This is a genomic window from Labedaea rhizosphaerae (genome assembly GCF_004362825.1).
GTDB classification, from domain to species: Bacteria; Actinomycetota; Actinomycetes; order Mycobacteriales; family Pseudonocardiaceae; genus Labedaea; species Labedaea rhizosphaerae.
This window is the reverse complement of record NZ_SNXZ01000016.1, coordinates 1-16,824: the sequence shown is the minus strand read 5'-3', so window position 1 is coordinate 16,824 and position 16,824 is coordinate 1. Positions and strand designations below refer to the sequence as shown.

The window sequence follows — 16,824 nt, the reverse complement described above, 5'->3', positions numbered from 1 at the left end:
CGCGCCGCGGAGCACCGTTCGGCCCATGGAACAGAACGAACTGGCCGACCGCTACCTCGCGGTGTGGAACGAGCCGGACGCCACCAAGCGGCGGGCGTCGGTGGAAGAGCTGTGGACCGCGGACGGGCTGCACATCGTGCAGCCGACCGAGGATGTGCTGAAGGAGGCGTCGGGTCTCGGATTCACGGTCACCTTCGAGGCGCAAGGGCACGAGGAGTTGGCGACCCGGATCCGGCTGGCTTACGAGGAGTTCGTGGCCGGTGGCGGGTGCACGTTCAAGCGGGTGGGAACGGCCATGCGGCTGCGTGACATGGTCAAGATCGACTGGGCGCTGGTCGACGCCGACGGGACCGCATCGGCCGCGGGCACCGGGGTCCTGCTGCTCGACGACACCGGCCGGATCCGGCGCGACTACCAGTTCATCGCATGAGCGAGCTGAGGTTCGGCTACCTGCTGCCGACGTTCGCCGACGTGCCGCTCGAGTCCCTTGTGGACCTTGGCGTGCGTGCGGAGCAGGCGGGCTTCGACTCGCTCTGGGTGCCGGACAGCCCGTTCGTCTACGGGCTGCCGGACCCGCTGGTGTTGCTCTCGGCACTCGCCGCGCGCACGGACCGGATCACCCTCGCGACCGGCGTGCTGCTCGCCGTGTTGCGCCGGCCTTTGCTCCTCGCGCACTCCCTCGCCACTCTGGACCGGCTCGCCGGTCGCCGATTGCTGGTGGGGCTCGGCGGCGGGTTCGGCGCACCCGAAACCGAACGGCAGTTCGCCGCCGCGGGCGTCGACTTCCGTGGTCGCGGTGCCCGGCTGACCGAGACGATCGAAACCATGCGCACGCTCTGGTCCGGCGCCCCGGTCGACGGCATCACGCTGTCGCCCGCACCCGAGACCAAGGGCGGCCCGCCGATCTGGCTCGCCGGCGCGAGCGCAGCCGCTCAGCGTCGGGTCGGCGAACTGGCCGACGGCTGGCTGCCCTACCCGCCGACGGTCGCGGGTTACGTGCAGGGCCGCGACCGGATCCGCGCCGCGGCAGAACACGTCGGCCGTGTGTCGCCGACTGGCGGGTTGTACCTCACGGTTGCGCTCGACCCATCCGTCGACGTGGCGCGGAAGAGGCTGCGGAGCACCGTCGAAGGCTGGTACGGGCGGCCGTTCGAGGTCGTGTCGTCGTTCCAGGCGATGTTCGCGGGCACGGAGGAGGGGTTCCGGGACTGGCTGGCGCCGTACCTCGCGGCGGGGGTCGAGCATGTGGTCGTGCGGGTGGCCGACGACGACCCGGCGCGCGGGCTCGACACCGCCGCCGCGCTGCTGTAAAACCGCTGGCCGGCCCGGCTGCACCGGCCCAAACTGACCCCATGGACGTGCCGAGCGGGTTCAGCGGCGTCGTGCGGGTCGACCGGGCCGGTGCGGTGATCCTGGCCGACGCCCACGGGCTCGCCAACCGGGCGTGGGGTGTGCCGAACACGGTGGCCACGCGGTTCGCGATGGCCAGTGGCAGCAAGGGTTTCACGGCCTTGGTGGTGGCCCGGCTGGTCGAGGACGGCGTGCTGCGCTGGGACACCAGAGCACGCACGCTCCTCGGCGGCGACCTGCCGCTGATCGACGACGAGGTGACCGTCGAGCAGTTGCTGGCGCACCGGTCGGGCATCGGCGACTACTTCGACGAGGACGCCGGCCTCGACATCAACGACTACGTGCTGCCGGTGTCGATGCACGAGCTCGCCGAGACCGAGCAGTTCCTCGCGGTGCTGGACGGGTTCCCGGCGAAGTTCGCGCCGTGGGAGCGGTTCGCGTACTGCAACGGCGGCTTCGTCGTGCTGGCGCTGCTGGCCGAGCGAGCCGCGACGAAGCCCTTCCACGAGCTCGTGCGGGACCTCGTCACCGAGCCCGCGGGCATGCACGACACGGCCTACCTGCGCTCGGACGAGCTGCCGGGCGGGGTCGCGCTCGGTTACCTGGATGGCTTGCGCACCAACGTGTTCCACCTGCCGGTGCGTGGCAGCGGCGACGGCGGCTGCTACACCACGGCCGCCGACATGGTGGCGTTCTGGCGGGCGTTGTTCGCCGGGGCGATCGTGCGCGAGGCGACCCTGGCGACGATGATCGAGCCGCGCAGCGACGTGCCTTCGGAGAAGCTCCGCTACGGCTTGGGTTTCTGGTTGGCGGGGACCGGGGACGCGGTGCTGCTGGAGGGCTACGACGCGGGGGTTTCGTTCCGCAGCAAGCACGACCCGACAAGCGACACGACGTACACGGTGCTCGCGAACACGTCGGAGGGGGCGTGGCCGGTCGTCCGCGAACTCGACGCGCTCGGTGCGCGGTGAGGTGGCCCAGGTGTCACCGCGCCGAGAGCCGAGCCCGCGCCTGTGGCGTGACCGGGGTGAAGAGGTTGACCAGGTTTCCGTCGGGGTCGCGCAACAGCAGGGACCGGTTGCCCCACGGCATGGTCGTGGGCTCTTGGACCACTTCCAGGTCGGCGAGCCGCTGGAACTCGGCGTCCACGTCGTCGACGAGGAACTCCAGGATCGCCGACTCGTTCGCCGCGGGAACGGCGGCGCCCGCGAACAACGCGGTCGTCGCGGTGGCGCCGATCGCCAGCGTGCAGGCCGGGCCGACCAACTCCGCGAACTGCGCGGTGGCCCAGCGGGCGGGGATGCCGGTGGCGCGCTCGTAGAACTCCACGAGGCGGGCGACGTCGTCGGTGATCACGCGGACGGAAACGAACTGCATGGGTTACTCCTCGTCGTTCGGATACACCGGCGACGGTAAGGCCGATACTGGACAGGATCCGCCCGGTATTGTTGGCTGTTTTCGTGACCCGTCCGACCGCTCGCGTGCTCGCGATGCTGGAACTCCTGCAACGCGGCGGCACCCGCACGGTCGCCGACCTCGCCACCCGGCTCGACGTCGACGAGCGCACCGTGCGCCGCTATGCCGACCACCTGCGCGACCTGGACATCCCGGTCCGGTCGGTGCGCGGGCGCCACGGTGGATACCGGCTCGCGCCCGGGTACCGGATGCCGCCGCTGATGCTCACCGACGAGGAAGCACTGGCGACGTTGCTGGGGCTGGTGGCCGGTCGCGTGAGCGCCGTGAGCACCCTGGGCGCCGAGAGCGCCGCCGCCAAGATCCGCCGGGTGTTGCCGGAGTCGTTGGGGCGCAAGCTCGACGCGGTGCTGGACGGCGCGGAGTTCACCGCTGCCCGGCGGGCGACGCCGACGGTCGAGGCCGCGGTGCTGCTGACCCTGGCCGAGGCCGCGCGAGACCGGCGACCGGTCGAGATCGCTTACACCGCAGGCCATGGCGGCGCCGGCCGGCGTGTGGTGCACCCGTACGGCGTCGTCGCGCACGCCGGTCGCTGGTACGTGACCGGCGCCGACTCCGCGAGCGGCGAGGTGCGCACGTTCCGCGGCGACCGGATCGCGGCGGCCGACCTGCGCGAGGGGACTTTCGAGGTCCCCGACGGCTTCGACCCGGTGCGGCGGGTCGTGACCGGGATGGCCGATGCGCCCTACCGCCACGAGGTCTCGGTGCGGATCCTGGCGAGTGTCGAGCAGGTGCGCACGCAACTGCCACCGACGGTCGCCGTGCTGTCGGAACTGGACGAAGGTTGGCAGCGGGCCGCCATCCGCGCACAGAACCTGGACTGGTTGCCGCCGGTGCTGGCCGCACTCGGCCGACCGTTCGTGGTGGAACGGCCGGCCGAGTTGCGGGTGTTGGTGCGGGAGTTCGCCGATCGGCTCCGGTCCTACGCCTCGGCGGGTGCGGCCGGCTGACCGCGCTTGACCGACTCCAGCAGCAACTGCGACACGTCGCGCACCGAGACGTCGAGGTTCTCGTCCTCGCTGGTCCGCTGCACCACGCCGTCGGTGATCATGACGCGGCAGAACGGGCAGCCGGTGACGATCGTGCCGGCCTCGGTGGCGATGGCCTCGTCGACGCGCTCGAGGTTGATGCGCTTGCCGATCTTCTCTTCCATCCACATGCGCGCACCGCCGGCACCGCAGCACAGGGCGCGGTCCGCGTGGCGCGGCATCTCGGTCAGCGTCGCACCGGCGGCCCCGACCAAGTCGCGCGGCGGTGTGTAGACCTTGTTGTGCCGGCCCAGGTAGCACGGGTCGTGGTAGGTGACCGGCGCACCGGCGCCCTCGGTGGGGGCCACGGGGACGAGCTTCTTCTCACGCACCAGCTTGTTCAGCAACTGCGTGTGGTGCACGACCTCGTAGTGCCCGTCCAGCTGCGGGTACTCGCGGCCCAGCGTGTTCATGCAGTGCGGGCAGGTGGTGACGATCTTGCGCTTGCTCGGCTCGCGGCCCTCGAAGACGGAATCCAGCGTCTCCTTGGTCTGCTGCGCCATCATCTGGAACAGGAACTCGTTGCCGGAGCGGCGGGCCGGGTCACCGGTGCAGCTCTCGCCGTCGCCGAGCACCACGTACTTCACGCCCGCGATGTGCAGCAGCTCCGCGGTCGCCTGCACCGTCTTCTTCGCGTTGTCGTCGAACGCGCCCGCGCAGCCGATCCAGTACACGTACTCGACGTCCTCGCCGAGTTCGCCGTCGAAGACCGGGACCTCGAAGTCCAGGCTCTTGGCCCAGTCCATCCGCTTGGACTGGTTCTCGCCCCACGGGTTGCCCTTGTTCTCCAGGTTGCGGAACAGGGTGCCGAGCTCGGTGGGGAACGACGTCTCCATCATCACCTGGTAGCGGCGCATGTCGACGATGTGGTCGACGTGCTCGATGTCCACCGGGCACTGCTCGACGCACGCGCCACACGTGGTGCACGACCACAGCACGTCGGGGTCGATCACGCCGCCCTCTTCGGCGGTGCCGACCAGCGGGCGCAACGCCTGTGCCTCACCCGATCCGGTGATCCGGTTGAAGCCGGACTCCGGCACGCCGTGGCCCTGGGCGCCGGCGGCGAGCTCCAGCACGTCGACGCCGCTCTCGTCGGGCATCGGGGTGCCGTCGATCAGGTACGGCGCCTTCGCGAACAGGTGGTCGCGCAGGTCCATGATCACGAGCTTGGGGGACAACGGCTTGCCGGTATTCCACGCCGGGCACTGCGACTGGCAGCGACCACACTCCGTGCAGGTCGCGAAGTCGAGCATGCCCTTCCAGGTGAAGTCCTCGATCTTGCCGCGACCGAACGTGTCGTCCTCGCCCGGATCCTCGAAGTCGACCGGCTTGCCGTTCGACTCCATCGGCAGCAGCGGGCCGAGGCCGTCGGGCAGCCGCTTGGTGCCGACGTTGATCGGCGCCACGAAGATGTGCAGGTGCTTGGAGTGCACGACGAGCACCAGGAAACCGACGATGACCCCGATGTTGGCCAGCAGGAACACCGTCTCCAGCACGGAGTTCACGCCCATCGGCAGCCCGGAGAAGGCGTGCCCGACGAGGTAGGAGGCGAACGCCCACGGGCTGTCGTCGAACGGGAAGTGCCCGGTGGCGAACTGGAAACCGCGGTAGAGCAGCAGGGTCACCATGACCGCCGCGATCATCGCGAGCACCAGCCACGCCGGGCCGGTGTGCGAGCCGTAGAACCGGGACGCGCGCTTGCGGCGCTCCGGGGCGTTGCGCACCCGGATGACGGTGAACGCGACCAGCGCGATCAGCACCGCGACTGTGAAGAAGTCCTCGAGGAACCCGAGCCACGGCTGGCGGCCGAACCACCAGAACGCGAAGTCGCGGTCGAAGAGCGCGCCCCACGCCTCGATGATCGTGAACGTCAGGATGAAGAAGCCCCACATGGTGAAGAAGTGGGCGATGCCCGGCACGGACCACTTGAGCAGTTTGCGCTGCCCCGGGACCTCCTTGGCCTCGGCGACCAGGCGCGCGGCCGGGTCGTCGATCCGGCCCGTGGCCGGCTGGCCGGACCGGATGAGCCGCTGCAGCCACCAGACCCGGCGGCCGGCGACGGCCAAACCGACAACGGTGATCGCCAGCCCGATGATCAGTCGTGCAAGCACAGGTCCTCCGCATCCCCGAGCACTCCGTGACCCGGAAGTATGCCCTACCGGCTAGTAACTAGTGCAGTAGCGCCGGGTGGCAATTGTGGCGTACCGCATCTTCCGGACTCGCCAATGCCTGCGGTAGACACCCCGTTCGGGTAGCGCACCGGGGTGCAGACCGAGGCGAAGGCATTGCCGCACACCGAACCGGGTCGTCGTCTCGAAGCGTTCGGTCGCCCAGCCGAGCCACGCCCGGCGGGCGGCGACGCCGTCCTCCGGCGATCGCGGGCGACAGGCCCGAAGCCGGTGGCAGAGCCGGTGCGAGAGGCGCAGGTTCGGCAGGCCCTCCGCGTCGGGTGGTGCGGTCGGGTCGTGGTCGACGAGGCCCCGGCCGGGGTGTGTGTCGGGTACGTCGAAGCGAATGGGCAGACCGCAGTGGCAGCACTGGAAGCACCGCTGTCCGGCGCGTGCCATCCAGGCCTCCCTCCAGTGGGTCGCGCCACAATGTGACGCGGGCCACGGTCGTGTCAAGTCGGCGCCGATGCCGCATGATCGGGCCCATGGCCGAGCGAACCGACCGAACAGGACAACCGCGGCGCACGCCGTTCCGCCGCGCGATGACCGCCCGCAACCCGGACGAGGAGCACCGCACGGCGACCACGCTCGAGTTGTTCTTCGACCTGTGTTTCGTGGTGGCGGTCTCGCTCGCGGCGACCCAGCTGCACCACGCGCTCGCCGAAGGGCACGCCGGACACGGGCTGGCCGGGTACCTGCCGGTGTTCTTCGCGATCTGGTGGGCGTGGATGAACTTCACCTGGTTCGCCTCGGCCTACGACACCGACGACCTGCCGTACCGGCTGACCACGCTGGTGCAGATCGCCGGCGTGCTGGTGCTGGCCGCGGGCGTGCCGAACGCGTTCGAGGGCGACTTCCGGGTGATCGTCGGCGCCTACATCGTGATGCGGCTGGCGATGGTCGGCCAGTGGCTGCGCGCGGCGCACGCCGATCCGCCGCGGCGGGCGTGCTCCTTGCGTTACGCCGCCGGGATCACCGTCGTGCAGGTGGCGTGGGTGGTGTGGTTGTGGCTGCCCGCGCCGATGGTGTTCTTCGTGTTGTTCGCGCTGGCGGAGATCGCGGTGCCGATCTGGGCGGAGCGCAAGTCGCCGACCAGGTGGCACGCCGAGCACATCGCCGAGCGGTACGGGCTCTTCACGTTGATCGTGCTCGGCGAGTCCGTGCTGGCGGCGACGACCGCGACCCAGTCGGCGTTCGGCGCCGGCCACGACGTGGCGAAGCTGCTGACCCTGTCGCTCGCCGGCCTCGTGATCGTGTTCTCGATGTGGTGGATGTACTTCGACCAGCCCTCGCCCCAGCAGCTGCTGAACTCGCTGCGGACCTCGATGGTGTGGGGCTACAGCCACTTGCTGGTGTTCGCCTCGGCCGCGGCGGTCGGCGCCGGGCTGCAGGTCGCGGTCGACTACGACACCGGCGAGGCGCACCCGCCGCAGCTGCTCGCCGGGTACGCCATCGCGATCCCGGTCGCGGTCTACGTGCTGATGGTGTGGGCGCTGCAGGTCCGCCCGACGCTGCCGATGCCGGTGAGCACGGCCTACCCGGTGACGGTGGTGCTCTTGCTGCTGACGCCGTTCACCGGGGCGCCGGTGCACGTGGCCGCGGTGTTGGTCGCGTTGCTGGTGGCCGTGACGGTGTTCGCGCGGGGCCGGGCGTTCTGACCGGCTAGCGCCGCCACCAGCGCTTCTTCGGCTCCACCATGCCGGGCGGCGCTGGGTCGGGTTGCGCTGTATCGAGTTGCGCTGGGTTGGTTTGCGCTGGGTTGGTTTGCGCTGGGTTGGTTTGCGCTGGGTTGGTTTGAGCTGGGGCGGGTTGCGGCGCCCGCTGGACCGGTGCGGTCTGGTTGCCGTCGAGCTGGGCCGCGGCGAGGTCGAGGAACTCGTCGACCTCGTCCATGTTGTAACCACGCTTGCCGATCGGCGGGTGGCTGAAGACGACCGCGCGCACCTGCGCTGCCGTCAACCGGGGGCTGTCGCCGCGCAACGTGGATTCAAGCAGGTCGAGAAACGTGTCGACCTCGTCCTCGTTGTAGCCGCGCTTGCCGATCGGGGGCTTGCTGAACAGCACGTCGTGGACGTCCTCGGGGGTGAGCATGAAGCCTCAATCCTGGAGCAACTCCTCGAGCCAGCCAGGGATGGCGGCCGGTCGCTCGGTCGGCCTGCTCGCGGCCGCGCCGATGACGACGCCCTCAGCTTCCTCCGGCTCGCCCGGATGCGCATCGGCAAGCAGGCACGTGATGTTGTCCTGGCCGCCGTAGTCGTTGGCCAGTTCGATCAGCCGGGCGATCGCCGCGTCCCGGTCGGCGACGGTGGCCAGCACTTCCTGCACCTCGGCGACCGGGACCATGTCGGTCAGCCCGTCGGAGCAGAGCAGGAACCGGTCGCCGTCCTGCACGGCGCCCACGGACACGTCGGCCTCGGCGGTGCTGCCGGTCTGCAGCGCGCGCACCAGCACCGACCGGCGCGGGTGGAACTCGGCTTCTTCCTCGGTCAGCTTGCCCTCGTCCAGCAGCGACTGCACGAGCGTGTGGTCGTGGGTGATCGCCCGGAACTCACCGGCGCGCAGCAGGTAGCCGCGTGAGTCGCCGACGTGCCCGATCGCCAGGCGGGTGCCATCGAAGAGCAGCGCGGTCAGCGTCGTGCCCATGCCGATCATGGTTGGGTCCTCGGCGGCGAGGTCGTCGATGCGCCTGCGGATCTCCGGGATCACGCCGGTCAGCGCCGCGGCCAGGTCGACCGAGGTGAGGTCGCCGTCGTGCTCGGCGGCGTGCTCGGCGAGCGAGGCATCGAGGTCGGCCAGCGCGCCCACCGCCGCGGCGCTGGCGACCTCGCCGTGCGCGTGCCCGCCCATCCCGTCGGCCACGGCGAGCAGACGGGGGGAGTAGTACGCGGAGTCCTCGTTGTGGTCGCGCTGTTTGCCGACGTCCGTGCCGGCGCTAATCTGCAGCGCCAACCGCTCGTGAGTCATGCCGTCCAGTCAACCATTGGTTGACTGAGTTAACAAGCATTCTGTCTGTGGACTGATGTGTCACGCTGAACTACTGTGAGTCGAGTGAACGCACCAGTGACCGTGACGGCCGGTGACATCGCCCGGATGACGGCCGTGCGGCGGGCCGCGGTCAGCAACTGGCGCCGCAGGCACGACGACTTCCCGGAGCCGGTGGGCGGTACGGCGTCCAGCCCGCTGTTCGACCTCACCGAAGTCCAGGAGTGGTTGCGGCGCAAGGGAAAGCAGTTCGAGCTGGGCAAGGCCGACCGGGCTTGGCAGCGGTTGCGGGCCCAGTCCGAGGACCTCGACCTGGGCAAGCTGGTCGGGGCGGCGGGCGTCGTCCTGTTGCGCGGCATGGGCATGAAGCAGCAACGCATGCTCTGGCCCTTCCCGCTCGACGACCAGCCGATGGTCCGCCTCGTCAAAGCCATGGCCGCCGACATGGGCCGTTCCGAGGCGTTCGAGTTCCTCGTGGCCCGTTATGTCGAGGCGCACGCCCGCAGGCTGCCCGTCACCCGGCCGGACGTCGCCGAGCTGATGGTGCGCCTGGCCGGCCCGGTGACGACGTTGTTCGACCCGGCGTGCGGGCTCGGCACGCTGCTCTGCGCCGCGCCGCCCGAGGTCACCGCGTTCGGCCAGGACATCGACATCACGACCACGCCGATCGCGGCGATGCGCTTGCTGCTGCGGGGCACCGAAGCGCAGATCGAGATCGCCGATTCGTTGCGGGAGGACGGTTTCCGCGGCCGGCTGGCCGACGCCGTGGTGTGCGAACCGCCGACCAACGACCGCGCGTGGGGCCACGAAGAGCTGATCGAGGACCCGCGCTGGACCTACGGTGTGCCCCCGCGTGGCGAGTCCGAGCTGGCCTGGGTGCAGCACTGCCTCGCGCACGTGCGTCCCGGCGGCCGGGTGGTCATCCTGTTGCCACAGGCCGTGGCGGCCCGGCGATCGGGCAAGCGGATCCGTGGCGCGTTGTTGCGGGCCGGTGCGGTCACCGCCGTGGTCACCCTGCCCGGCGGCCCGGACCTCTGGGTGCTGCGCAGGCCGGTCGACGGCGACCCGGTGCCTGCTGCGGTCACGCTGATCGTCGCGTCCGAATTGGACACCGTGGCTGAGCAACTGGACGACCCTGCCTACGGCGTTCCGGTGCTCGACCTGCTCGACGACGACATCGACCTGAGCCCGGCCCGGCACCGCCAGCCCGACGACGGGCGCATCGCCGCCGAATACGCCGCGGCCGTCGCCCGGATGACCCGGCCCAACCCCGACCCACCCGGCATCGCCGTGCTCGACGAGCGGCGGCCGCTGGCCACCACGACGATCGGCGACCTGGTGCGGTCGGGCGCCGTGCAGGTGCGGCCGGGCCTGCCGCCGGTCGACGGCGACATCCCGATGGTCACGGCCGAGGACTTCATGGCGGGCAAGAGCCCGTCCGGGCGCACCGGTGGCGACCCGCTCATGCTCGAAGAGGGCGACGTGGTGGCCGCGCCGACCGGGATCGCGCGGGTGATCGGCGCGGCCGACGCCGGGGTGGCGCTCGGTCAGTACCTCACCCGCTACCGCGTCGACCCCCTGCGCATCGACGCCGAGTTCCTCGCCGGGTGCCTGCGGCACAGTGAACCGGTCAACCACGCGTCGAGCCGCATCGACGTGCGGCGCACGAGGATCCCGCGCCTGCCGATCACCGGCCAGCGCGCGTACGGTCAGGTGCTGGCCGAGCTCACCCGGTTCGCCGAGTCGGCGGCTGAGGCGGCCGAGGCGGCCCGGCGCGCCGCGCGGCTGGGCTTCGAAGGTCTGCTGGACGGCCGGCTGCAGCCCTCAGGGGACACGGATGCTCATCGCCGACCGGTATGAGCTCGAGGAGCTCCCGCTCGGCCAGGGCGGGATGGGCGCGGTGCACCGTGGGCACGACCGGCACCTGGACCGCCGGGTCGCGGTGAAGTTCCTGCGCCTGCCGGGCGGTCCGGACGACGAGCTGGCGCAGCGCTTCATCCGCGAGGCCCGCATCCTCGCCCGGCTGGAACACGCGGGCGCGCCGACGCTCTACGACTTCGGCATGCACGACCAGAAGCTCTACCAGGTCATGCAGTTCATCGACGGCGTCACGGTCGGCGACCTCGTGGTCGAGCACGGGCCGCTGCCGGTGCCGTGGGCCGCGGCCATCGCGGCGCAGGCGTGTGCGGTGCTCTCCGCGGCGCACGCCCTGGCCATCTGCCACCGCGATCTCAAGCCCACCAACCTGATGCTCTGCCCGGACGGCTCGGTGAAGGTGCTCGACTTCGGCCTCGCGGTCCTGCGCGAGACCGACGTCGCGCAGTTCACCCGGACCGGGCAGCTGCTGGGCACGCCCGCCTACATGGCGCCCGAACAGATCCAGCGCGGCACGGCGGGTCCGCGCAGCGACCTGTACGCGTTGGGCTGCGTCCTGCACGAGATGCTGACCGGCCGGCAGCTGTTCACCGGGCCGACCGCCTATGCCGTGTTCGACCGGCAGGTGAAGGAACGCCCGCCGGCCGTCCCCGGTGTGCCGCCGGAGCTGAACCGGCTGCTCGCGCAGGTGCTGGAGAAGGAGCCGGAGCGCAGACCGGCCGACGCCGACGCGCTCTACGCGCGGCTGCAACCCTTCGCGGTCGGGATGGCCATGTTGCCGGGTTTCCTTGCCCCGCAGGAGAACGCGAGTCCGGGCCGGATGTACGCGCAGGTCGTCGGCCGCGTCCTGGCGGGTTGAGGCCTGCCGCCGTAGTAGCCAATTTGCGGTCATTCCCGGCCGTGCCGGTTCGTTTCGTGGTCCGCGAGCGAAGTGTGGGGTGTGTGGGCGCCCGTTCACCCCGTGACCGCGCTGGCCGGTGCCCTTGCGGTGCTGCGGTTGGCCGTGGTGGTCTTCGCGAGCTACCCGGCCGCGGTCGGGACGTTCGACGACGACGCGTTCTACTACTTCGGCATCGCTCGGCACCTCGCGGACGGCGCCGGGTCGACGTTCAACGGTGTTGATCCCACCAATGGTTACCACCCGCTGTGGTTGCTCGTCCTCGTCCCGGTGTTCCTTGTCGCGAACGGCAAAACGGCCCTCGTCCTGGTCACGGTCGTGTCCGCGGTCCTGTTCGTCCTGTCGGCGCGATTGATCGACCGGATCGGGCGGCTGACTGGACGGCCGGTGCCGGTCTTCTGCGCTGCGACGCCGCTGCTCGTCACGGGCACGGCCGGTCCGCTGTTCTGGTTCTCCGGCATGGAGACCGGGCTGCTGTTGTTCAGCTTGCTGTGGCTGGCGACCGTTTACTTGCGCACCAACGGTTTCCTGACCGCGAACCCGGTCGGTGCCGGCGCCTTGATGACGGTCGTGGTGTTGGCACGGCTGGACGCGGTCGTGACACTGGCCTTGCTCGGCGTGCTCGCCCTCGCCGAACGGCGTCGTGCGGGCTTGCCGTGGCTGCGGTTCGGGCTGCGCATGCTCGCGGTCCCGGCCGTCGTCCTCAGTTGCTACGTCGTGGTCAACGTGGTGCTGTTCGGCACCGCGCTGCCGGTGTCGGGGCAGGCGAAGGCCTTGGGCGCCAACGGGATCAACGCCGGGGACATCGCCCAGTTCTTCGCCGCGCCAGTGGTGTTCGGGCGCGCGAGCATGCTGGGCGCGCTTGCCGTGGTCGTCGTTGTGGGGGCGTTGCTCGTCCGGGCGGCCGGTGCCCTCGGGCTGGCCGCCCGCTTCGGCGCCGTGGTGCTGGCGGGCGGGGTGCTCACCGTCGTCTACTACGCGGTCACGTCGTCGTGGCAGCTCTGGTCGTGGTACTTCTCGGCGGCGCCGCTGGCCATTGCCTTGGCCGGCCCGGCACTGCTGGACCGGTGGGCGGGGCGGACGCGGGCACTTGCCCTGGCGCTGCTGGTCCTGGTCCTGTGCGCGACCTCGGTCGCCGGGATCCGGTCCGTGGCCGGCGGCAGCACACGGTCGGCCTTCACGGAAGCGGGGCCGAGAGTCGCCGCGGAAATCGACGCGCTCACCCCGCCCGGCGCCCCGATCGCGATGGGCGACCGGGCCGGCAGCGTCGGCTACCACTCCGACCGCCCGCTGATCCACTTGGAAGGCCTGGTCAACTCCGCCGCCTACCTCGACGCGCTGGCCGCGGGCACGGTGCCGCGGTTCCTCGCCGAGCGCGGCGTCGCCTTCTACGCCAGGGGCGACGACGATCCAGGCCGACCGGCACCGGGACTCCCGGGTTGCGTGCGATTCGGCGAACCCCAGCAGGGCGGCGTCGAATTCACGATCACCGTGTGCGCGGCCGACCTGGTACTGGACGACCCGCTGAGCGACGGCACGTCCTACCGCGTCTGGCGGTACCGCACGTCACTCAACCGCTGACGTTTCCTGCCGTTCGCGGCGCAGCTGACGGTATTCGCGCAGGACCAACACGATGATCACGACGTCGAGCGCGGCGAAGAACGGCAGCGCGATCGAATGCGTGTGGATCGCCCGCCACACTTCGTAGACGACGAACCCGGCGAGCACCACGGCCGCGATCGGGTAGGCGGGCAGGATCTTCTTCAGCATGGCGATCACCAGCGCCAGCTTCACGATGCCGTGCAGGAGCAGGTAGAGGATCGCGAACACGCGGGTGTCGCCGCCGGTGAAGTCGGCGGCGGCCTTGCTCAGGTGGGTGGCCAGCGTGCCGCTCTGGTCGCCGAGCAGGTCGCGGGTCACGATGGAGTGGGCGAAGCCGCTGATGACGGCCGGCGGGGTGACCGCGAGGACCAGCGCGCCGATGACCTGCAGGCCACCGTCCAGACCCTTGATCGCAATGGCGATGCGGAACAGTTTGTCCGTTGTGGTCGGTTTGTGCGTGACGCCTTCGGTCATCCCACCAGCATGCCTCAGACCGTGACTCGCTGCGTGAGGACTTGGCCGGGCCAGCCCTTCACGGTGAAGGTGCCGGACTTCGCGAAGCCGTTGCGTTCGTAGTACGCGACGAGCTTGCCGCCACCGCCGGCCCAGCAATCCACCCGCAGCAGTTCGATACCGTCGGCGCGGGCGATGTCCTTCGCCTTGTCCAGCAACAGCGACCCGATGCCGTTGCCCGCCAGGGCGCGGGACGTGATCAGCAGGCGGACGTAGCGTTCCGGTTCGTCCACAGTGGGCACGTGCTCGTCCGCGTGGTCGCTGACGATCAGCGCGCCCGCCGCGACGCCGTCCAGTTCGGCGATCCAGAGTTCGCCCGAGCCGATCAGCGCGCGGACCCGTTCGACCCGCTTGGGGTTGGCCGACCACGGTTCGGTGCCCCACTGGTCGGGCTGGCCGCGCGCGACCATCCACGCGACGGCCTCGTCGAAGAAAGCCAGCAACGTGCCCAGGTCCTGCTCGTCGCCCCTGCGCAGTGTGGTGCTCATCGGTTCCCCCTCTGGGTCGTGCGTCTGCTCGGCGGTTCGGTCATCGGGTCGGCGGGCCAGTTGTGCTTCGGGTACCGGCCCCGCAGGTCCGCGCGCACCTGCTTGTACCCGTTGTGCCAGAACGATGTGAGGTCCGCCGTCACCGCGGCCGGTCGCCCGGCCGGGGAGAGCAGGTGCAGCACGACCGGCACCCCCGCGAGTGTCGGGCTGGCGGTCCAGCCGAAGACCTCCTGCACCTTCACCGGCAGCGCGGGCGCGTCGCCGGAGTAGTCGACGGCGATCCGCGAGCCGGAGGGCACCTCGAGCCGCTCCGGCGCCAGTTCGTCGAACTTGGCCGCCGCCGGCCACGGCAGCAGCCCGCGCAACACCGTCGCCATGTCCACTTTGGACAGGCTCGTGCCCAGCCACTGGTCCGCTGTGGACAGCAGGGCCTCGTCGGAGACGTCCGGCCACGGCTCACCGAGCACCCGGTGCAGGAAGGCCATGCGGGACCGCAGTGAGCGGGCGTTGGCGCTCCAGCGCAGCAAACCGAGGCCCTCGCGTCGGAGCCCGGTCACCAACGCGGCGCGCACGGCGTCGGTGGGCGGGTCGGCCAGCGGCTTCTCGGTCAACACGATCGCGCCGAGCGCGCGGACGTGCCGCGCCCGCACCCCGCCATCGGTCCAGGTCACCTCGTGGGCGTCGGTCAGCAGCGCGGCACCCGCGCGTTCGGCCAGTTCCCGGTCGGCGCGCGCGGCGAGCCGGATGCGGCCGTGCCGTGCGCCGGGCGTCCGGTCCACCGTGGCCACGGCGAGCCATTCGGGGTCGCCCATGCCGTCGGGCAGTTCGGCCGCCGTGCCACCGGCCATCAAGTAGACCGGGGTACCGGGGGACCGGCGGCGGGCCAGGCGTTCGGGGTAGGCGAGCCCGACGACCAGCGCCGCGTCCCGCGGTCCGCTCCCACCGCCGCCGACGAGCGCGGCCAGCCTGCGGGCCTCGGCCCTCGGGACCTGCGCACGTTCGATGTCGACGCTGGTCGCGCCGTTGTCGTCGAGGATGGCGACCACCTCGGCGGCCGCCTTCGCGCCCATGACCTCGGCGCCGTCCAGCAGCGCACGCGCGAGCCGCGGGTGCAGGCCGAGCCCGGCCATCCGCCGCCCGCGTTCGGTCACCGCGTCGCCGTCGACCGCGCCGAGGGCGTGCAGCGTCTCGTGGGCCGCGGCGAGTGCGCCCTCGGGCGGCGGTTCCCACCAGGTCAGGCCCTGCCCGCCCGGCGTGCCCCAGCAGGCGAGCTCCAGCGCGAGGCCGGTCAGGTCGGCCGACGCGATCTCCGGCTCGGGGTAGCGGGGGAGCGTGGCCTGCTCGTTCTCCGGCCAGCACCGGAAGGCCACGCCCGGTGCCTCACGGCCGGCGCGCCCGGCTCGCTGGTCGGCCACCGCCGCCGAGACCCGCACCGTGACCAGGCCGGACATCCCACGCCGGTGGTCCATCCGCGACACCCGGGCGCGACCACCGTCGACCACGGCGCGCACGCCGGGCACCGTCAGGCTCGACTCGGCGATCGCGGTCGACAGCACCACACGGCGGCGTTGGCCAGGTCGCAGCACGGCGTCCTGCTCGGCGGCTGGCATCCGGCCGTGCAGCAGCCGCACGTCCGGGAGATCCGACAGCGCGGCCGCGGTCCGCCGCAGCTCCGCGACGCCCGGCAGGAAGGCCAGCACGTCGCCGTCGCAGGCCGTCAGCGCAGCGCGCACCCCGCGAGCCACCACCGCTTCGAGGCGTTCGCCGCGGGCGGGCGGCAGGTACCGCAGGTCGATCGAGTGGGCACGCGCGTCGACGGTCAGCACGGGCGCGTCGCCGAGCACCTTGGCCACGGCGTCGGCCGCGACGGTCGCCGAAGTGGCGAGGATCCGCAGGTCAGGGCGCAGACCGGCACGCACGTCGAGCAGCAGCGCGAGCAGGAGGTCGGCGTCCAGGTGGCGTTCGTGGCACTCGTCGAGCAGCACCGTGTGCACGCCGGCGAGCTCGGGGTCGCGTTGCAGCCTGCGCACCAGCAGCCCGGACGTGACCACCTCGATCCGTGTCGCGTCGCTCACCTTCCGGTCCCCGCGCACCGAGTAGCCGACGGTCCGGCCGACCGGCTCGCCGAGCAGGCTCGCCATCCGCGCCGCGGCCGCCCGCGTGGCCAGCCGGCGCGGCTCCGCGACCACGACCTTGCCCTCGGACCGGCGCAGTGCCAACGGAACCAGCGTGGTCTTGCCGGTGCCGGGCGGCGCGAGCAGCACGGCGGTGCCGTGGGCGTCGAGCGTGCCGACGACGTCGTCGAGCACGGCACGGACCGGTAGATCCGGGTAGAGCGTCACGAAGCCGGATGATCCTAATCAGTTCTGGGAGTGAGTCATCCGGCACACTCCTGGTGGTAGCCGGCCGGCAGGTGAGCACTGATCGTTCCTGGACGTTGAGTCCTG

At 71.3% G+C, this 16,824-nt stretch carries 16 protein-coding genes and 1 pseudogene; 8 read left to right on the top strand and 9 right to left on the bottom strand.

The features are described from left to right. The first annotated feature begins 25 nt into the window (after positions 1-25). The 3 genes from EV186_RS38340 to EV186_RS38330 are packed head-to-tail and all read left to right on the top strand — an operon-like array spanning position 26 to position 2,321. Positions 26-430 (top strand): hypothetical protein, encoded by a 405-nt coding sequence (locus EV186_RS38340; protein WP_133854475.1) that lies wholly within the window; start codon positions 26-28, stop codon positions 428-430. Beyond that, the gene (locus EV186_RS38335; RefSeq protein WP_133854474.1) at positions 427-1,311 is read left to right on the top strand and encodes an LLM class flavin-dependent oxidoreductase; all 885 of its coding nucleotides are present in this window, start codon (positions 427-429) and stop codon (positions 1,309-1,311) included. The genes EV186_RS38340 and EV186_RS38335 overlap by 4 nt, the downstream gene beginning before the upstream one ends. 41 nt (positions 1,312-1,352) lie before the next feature. Beyond that, positions 1,353-2,321, top strand: coding sequence for a serine hydrolase domain-containing protein (locus EV186_RS38330; RefSeq protein ID WP_133854473.1), 969 nt, complete (start codon positions 1,353-1,355; stop codon positions 2,319-2,321). Between the two features lie 13 nt (positions 2,322-2,334). Here EV186_RS38330 and EV186_RS38325 read toward each other — a convergent pair whose 3' ends face one another. Next, positions 2,335-2,727, bottom strand: a complete 393-nt coding sequence (locus tag EV186_RS38325; RefSeq protein WP_133854472.1) for a VOC family protein — start codon at positions 2,725-2,727, stop codon at positions 2,335-2,337. An 83-nt stretch (positions 2,728-2,810) separates the two neighbouring features. Between EV186_RS38325 and EV186_RS38320 the strand changes: the two genes are divergently transcribed. Then, positions 2,811-3,773: a helix-turn-helix transcriptional regulator gene (locus tag EV186_RS38320; protein WP_208116015.1), complete on the top strand. Its 963-nt coding sequence runs from the start codon at positions 2,811-2,813 to the stop codon at positions 3,771-3,773. Here EV186_RS38320 and EV186_RS38315 read toward each other — a convergent pair. Together EV186_RS38315 and EV186_RS38310 are read right to left on the bottom strand one after the other, a co-directional pair. Next, positions 3,746-5,962 (bottom strand): (Fe-S)-binding protein, encoded by a 2,217-nt coding sequence (locus EV186_RS38315; protein ID WP_133854471.1) that lies wholly within the window; start codon positions 5,960-5,962, stop codon positions 3,746-3,748. The genes EV186_RS38320 and EV186_RS38315 overlap by 28 nt on opposite strands. Positions 5,963-6,013: 51 nt before the next feature. Continuing rightward, on the bottom strand, positions 6,014-6,418 hold the full coding sequence (locus tag EV186_RS38310; RefSeq protein ID WP_133854470.1) for a hypothetical protein: 405 nt from the start codon (positions 6,416-6,418) through the stop codon (positions 6,014-6,016). Between the two features lie 86 nt (positions 6,419-6,504). On the opposite strand from EV186_RS38310, the gene EV186_RS38305 reads away from it, so the two are divergent. After that, positions 6,505-7,677 carry a low temperature requirement protein A gene (locus EV186_RS38305; protein WP_133854469.1) on the top strand — a complete coding sequence of 391 codons (1,173 nt, stop codon included), beginning with the start codon at positions 6,505-6,507 and terminating at the stop codon, positions 7,675-7,677. Positions 7,678-7,681: 4 nt separating this feature from the next. Here the strand turns inward: EV186_RS38305 and EV186_RS40650 are convergent, their stop codons facing one another. The 3 genes and pseudogenes from EV186_RS40650 to EV186_RS38295 all read right to left on the bottom strand — a co-directional run bounded on the left by EV186_RS40650 (position 7,682) and on the right by EV186_RS38295 (position 8,983). Continuing rightward, complete coding sequence (locus tag EV186_RS40650) at positions 7,682-7,999, bottom strand: DivIVA domain-containing protein (protein WP_424984202.1); 318 nt, start codon at positions 7,997-7,999, stop codon at positions 7,682-7,684. Next, positions 7,997-8,110 (bottom strand): annotated as a pseudogene (locus tag EV186_RS40900) (DivIVA domain-containing protein); the annotation flags it as partial. The gene EV186_RS40650 and the pseudogene EV186_RS40900, both read right to left, overlap by 3 nt. Positions 8,111-8,116: 6 nt before the next feature. After that, positions 8,117-8,983, bottom strand: coding sequence for a PP2C family protein-serine/threonine phosphatase (locus tag EV186_RS38295; protein ID WP_133854468.1), 867 nt, complete (start codon positions 8,981-8,983; stop codon positions 8,117-8,119). Positions 8,984-9,067: 84 nt separating this feature from the next. Between EV186_RS38295 and EV186_RS38290 the strand changes: the two genes are divergently transcribed. The 3 genes from EV186_RS38290 to EV186_RS38280 all read left to right on the top strand — a co-directional run bounded on the left by EV186_RS38290 (position 9,068) and on the right by EV186_RS38280 (position 13,355). Next, positions 9,068-10,861, top strand: a complete 1,794-nt coding sequence (locus EV186_RS38290; RefSeq protein ID WP_133854467.1) for an HsdM family class I SAM-dependent methyltransferase — start codon at positions 9,068-9,070, stop codon at positions 10,859-10,861. Further along, complete coding sequence (locus EV186_RS38285) at positions 10,839-11,735, top strand: serine/threonine-protein kinase (RefSeq protein WP_133854466.1); 897 nt, start codon at positions 10,839-10,841, stop codon at positions 11,733-11,735. The genes EV186_RS38290 and EV186_RS38285 overlap by 23 nt, the downstream gene beginning before the upstream one ends. An 81-nt stretch (positions 11,736-11,816) precedes the next feature. Next, a complete protein-coding gene (locus EV186_RS38280) occupies positions 11,817-13,355 on the top strand; it encodes a hypothetical protein (RefSeq protein WP_133854465.1) in 1,539 nt (512 codons plus the stop codon). On the opposite strand, the gene EV186_RS38275 is transcribed toward EV186_RS38280, so the two are convergent. From EV186_RS38275 to hrpB, 3 genes are read right to left on the bottom strand one after another with little or no spacing between them, the layout of a single operon-like run. Next, positions 13,341-13,850 (bottom strand): DUF2127 domain-containing protein, encoded by a 510-nt coding sequence (locus EV186_RS38275; RefSeq protein WP_133854464.1) that lies wholly within the window; start codon positions 13,848-13,850, stop codon positions 13,341-13,343. The two genes, EV186_RS38280 and EV186_RS38275, sit on opposite strands and share 15 nt — an antisense overlap. A 14-nt stretch (positions 13,851-13,864) precedes the next feature. Continuing rightward, positions 13,865-14,377, bottom strand: coding sequence for a GNAT family N-acetyltransferase (locus EV186_RS38270; protein WP_133854463.1), 513 nt, complete (start codon positions 14,375-14,377; stop codon positions 13,865-13,867). Then, positions 14,374-16,719, bottom strand: a complete 2,346-nt coding sequence (hrpB, locus tag EV186_RS38265; protein ID WP_133854462.1) for an ATP-dependent helicase HrpB — start codon at positions 16,717-16,719, stop codon at positions 14,374-14,376. The genes EV186_RS38270 and hrpB overlap by 4 nt, the downstream gene beginning before the upstream one ends. Between the last annotated feature and the right edge of the window lie 105 nt (positions 16,720-16,824).

Coding starts and splice junctions, on each gene's coding strand:
- EV186_RS38285 (WP_133854466.1), top strand. CDS start 10,839: ATGCTCATCGCCGACCGGTATGAGCTCGAGGAGCTCCCGCTCGGCCAG.
- EV186_RS38330 (WP_133854473.1), top strand. CDS start 1,353: ATGGACGTGCCGAGCGGGTTCAGCGGCGTCGTGCGGGTCGACCGGGCC.
- EV186_RS38325 (WP_133854472.1), bottom strand. CDS start 2,727: ATGCAGTTCGTTTCCGTCCGCGTGATCACCGACGACGTCGCCCGCCTC.
- EV186_RS38295 (WP_133854468.1), bottom strand. CDS start 8,983: ATGACTCACGAGCGGTTGGCGCTGCAGATTAGCGCCGGCACGGACGTC.
- EV186_RS38270 (WP_133854463.1), bottom strand. CDS start 14,377: ATGAGCACCACACTGCGCAGGGGCGACGAGCAGGACCTGGGCACGTTG.
- EV186_RS38335 (WP_133854474.1), top strand. CDS start 427: ATGAGCGAGCTGAGGTTCGGCTACCTGCTGCCGACGTTCGCCGACGTG.
- EV186_RS38305 (WP_133854469.1), top strand. CDS start 6,505: ATGGCCGAGCGAACCGACCGAACAGGACAACCGCGGCGCACGCCGTTC.
- EV186_RS38310 (WP_133854470.1), bottom strand. CDS start 6,418: ATGGCACGCGCCGGACAGCGGTGCTTCCAGTGCTGCCACTGCGGTCTG.
- EV186_RS38340 (WP_133854475.1), top strand. CDS start 26: ATGGAACAGAACGAACTGGCCGACCGCTACCTCGCGGTGTGGAACGAG.
- EV186_RS38275 (WP_133854464.1), bottom strand. CDS start 13,850: ATGACCGAAGGCGTCACGCACAAACCGACCACAACGGACAAACTGTTC.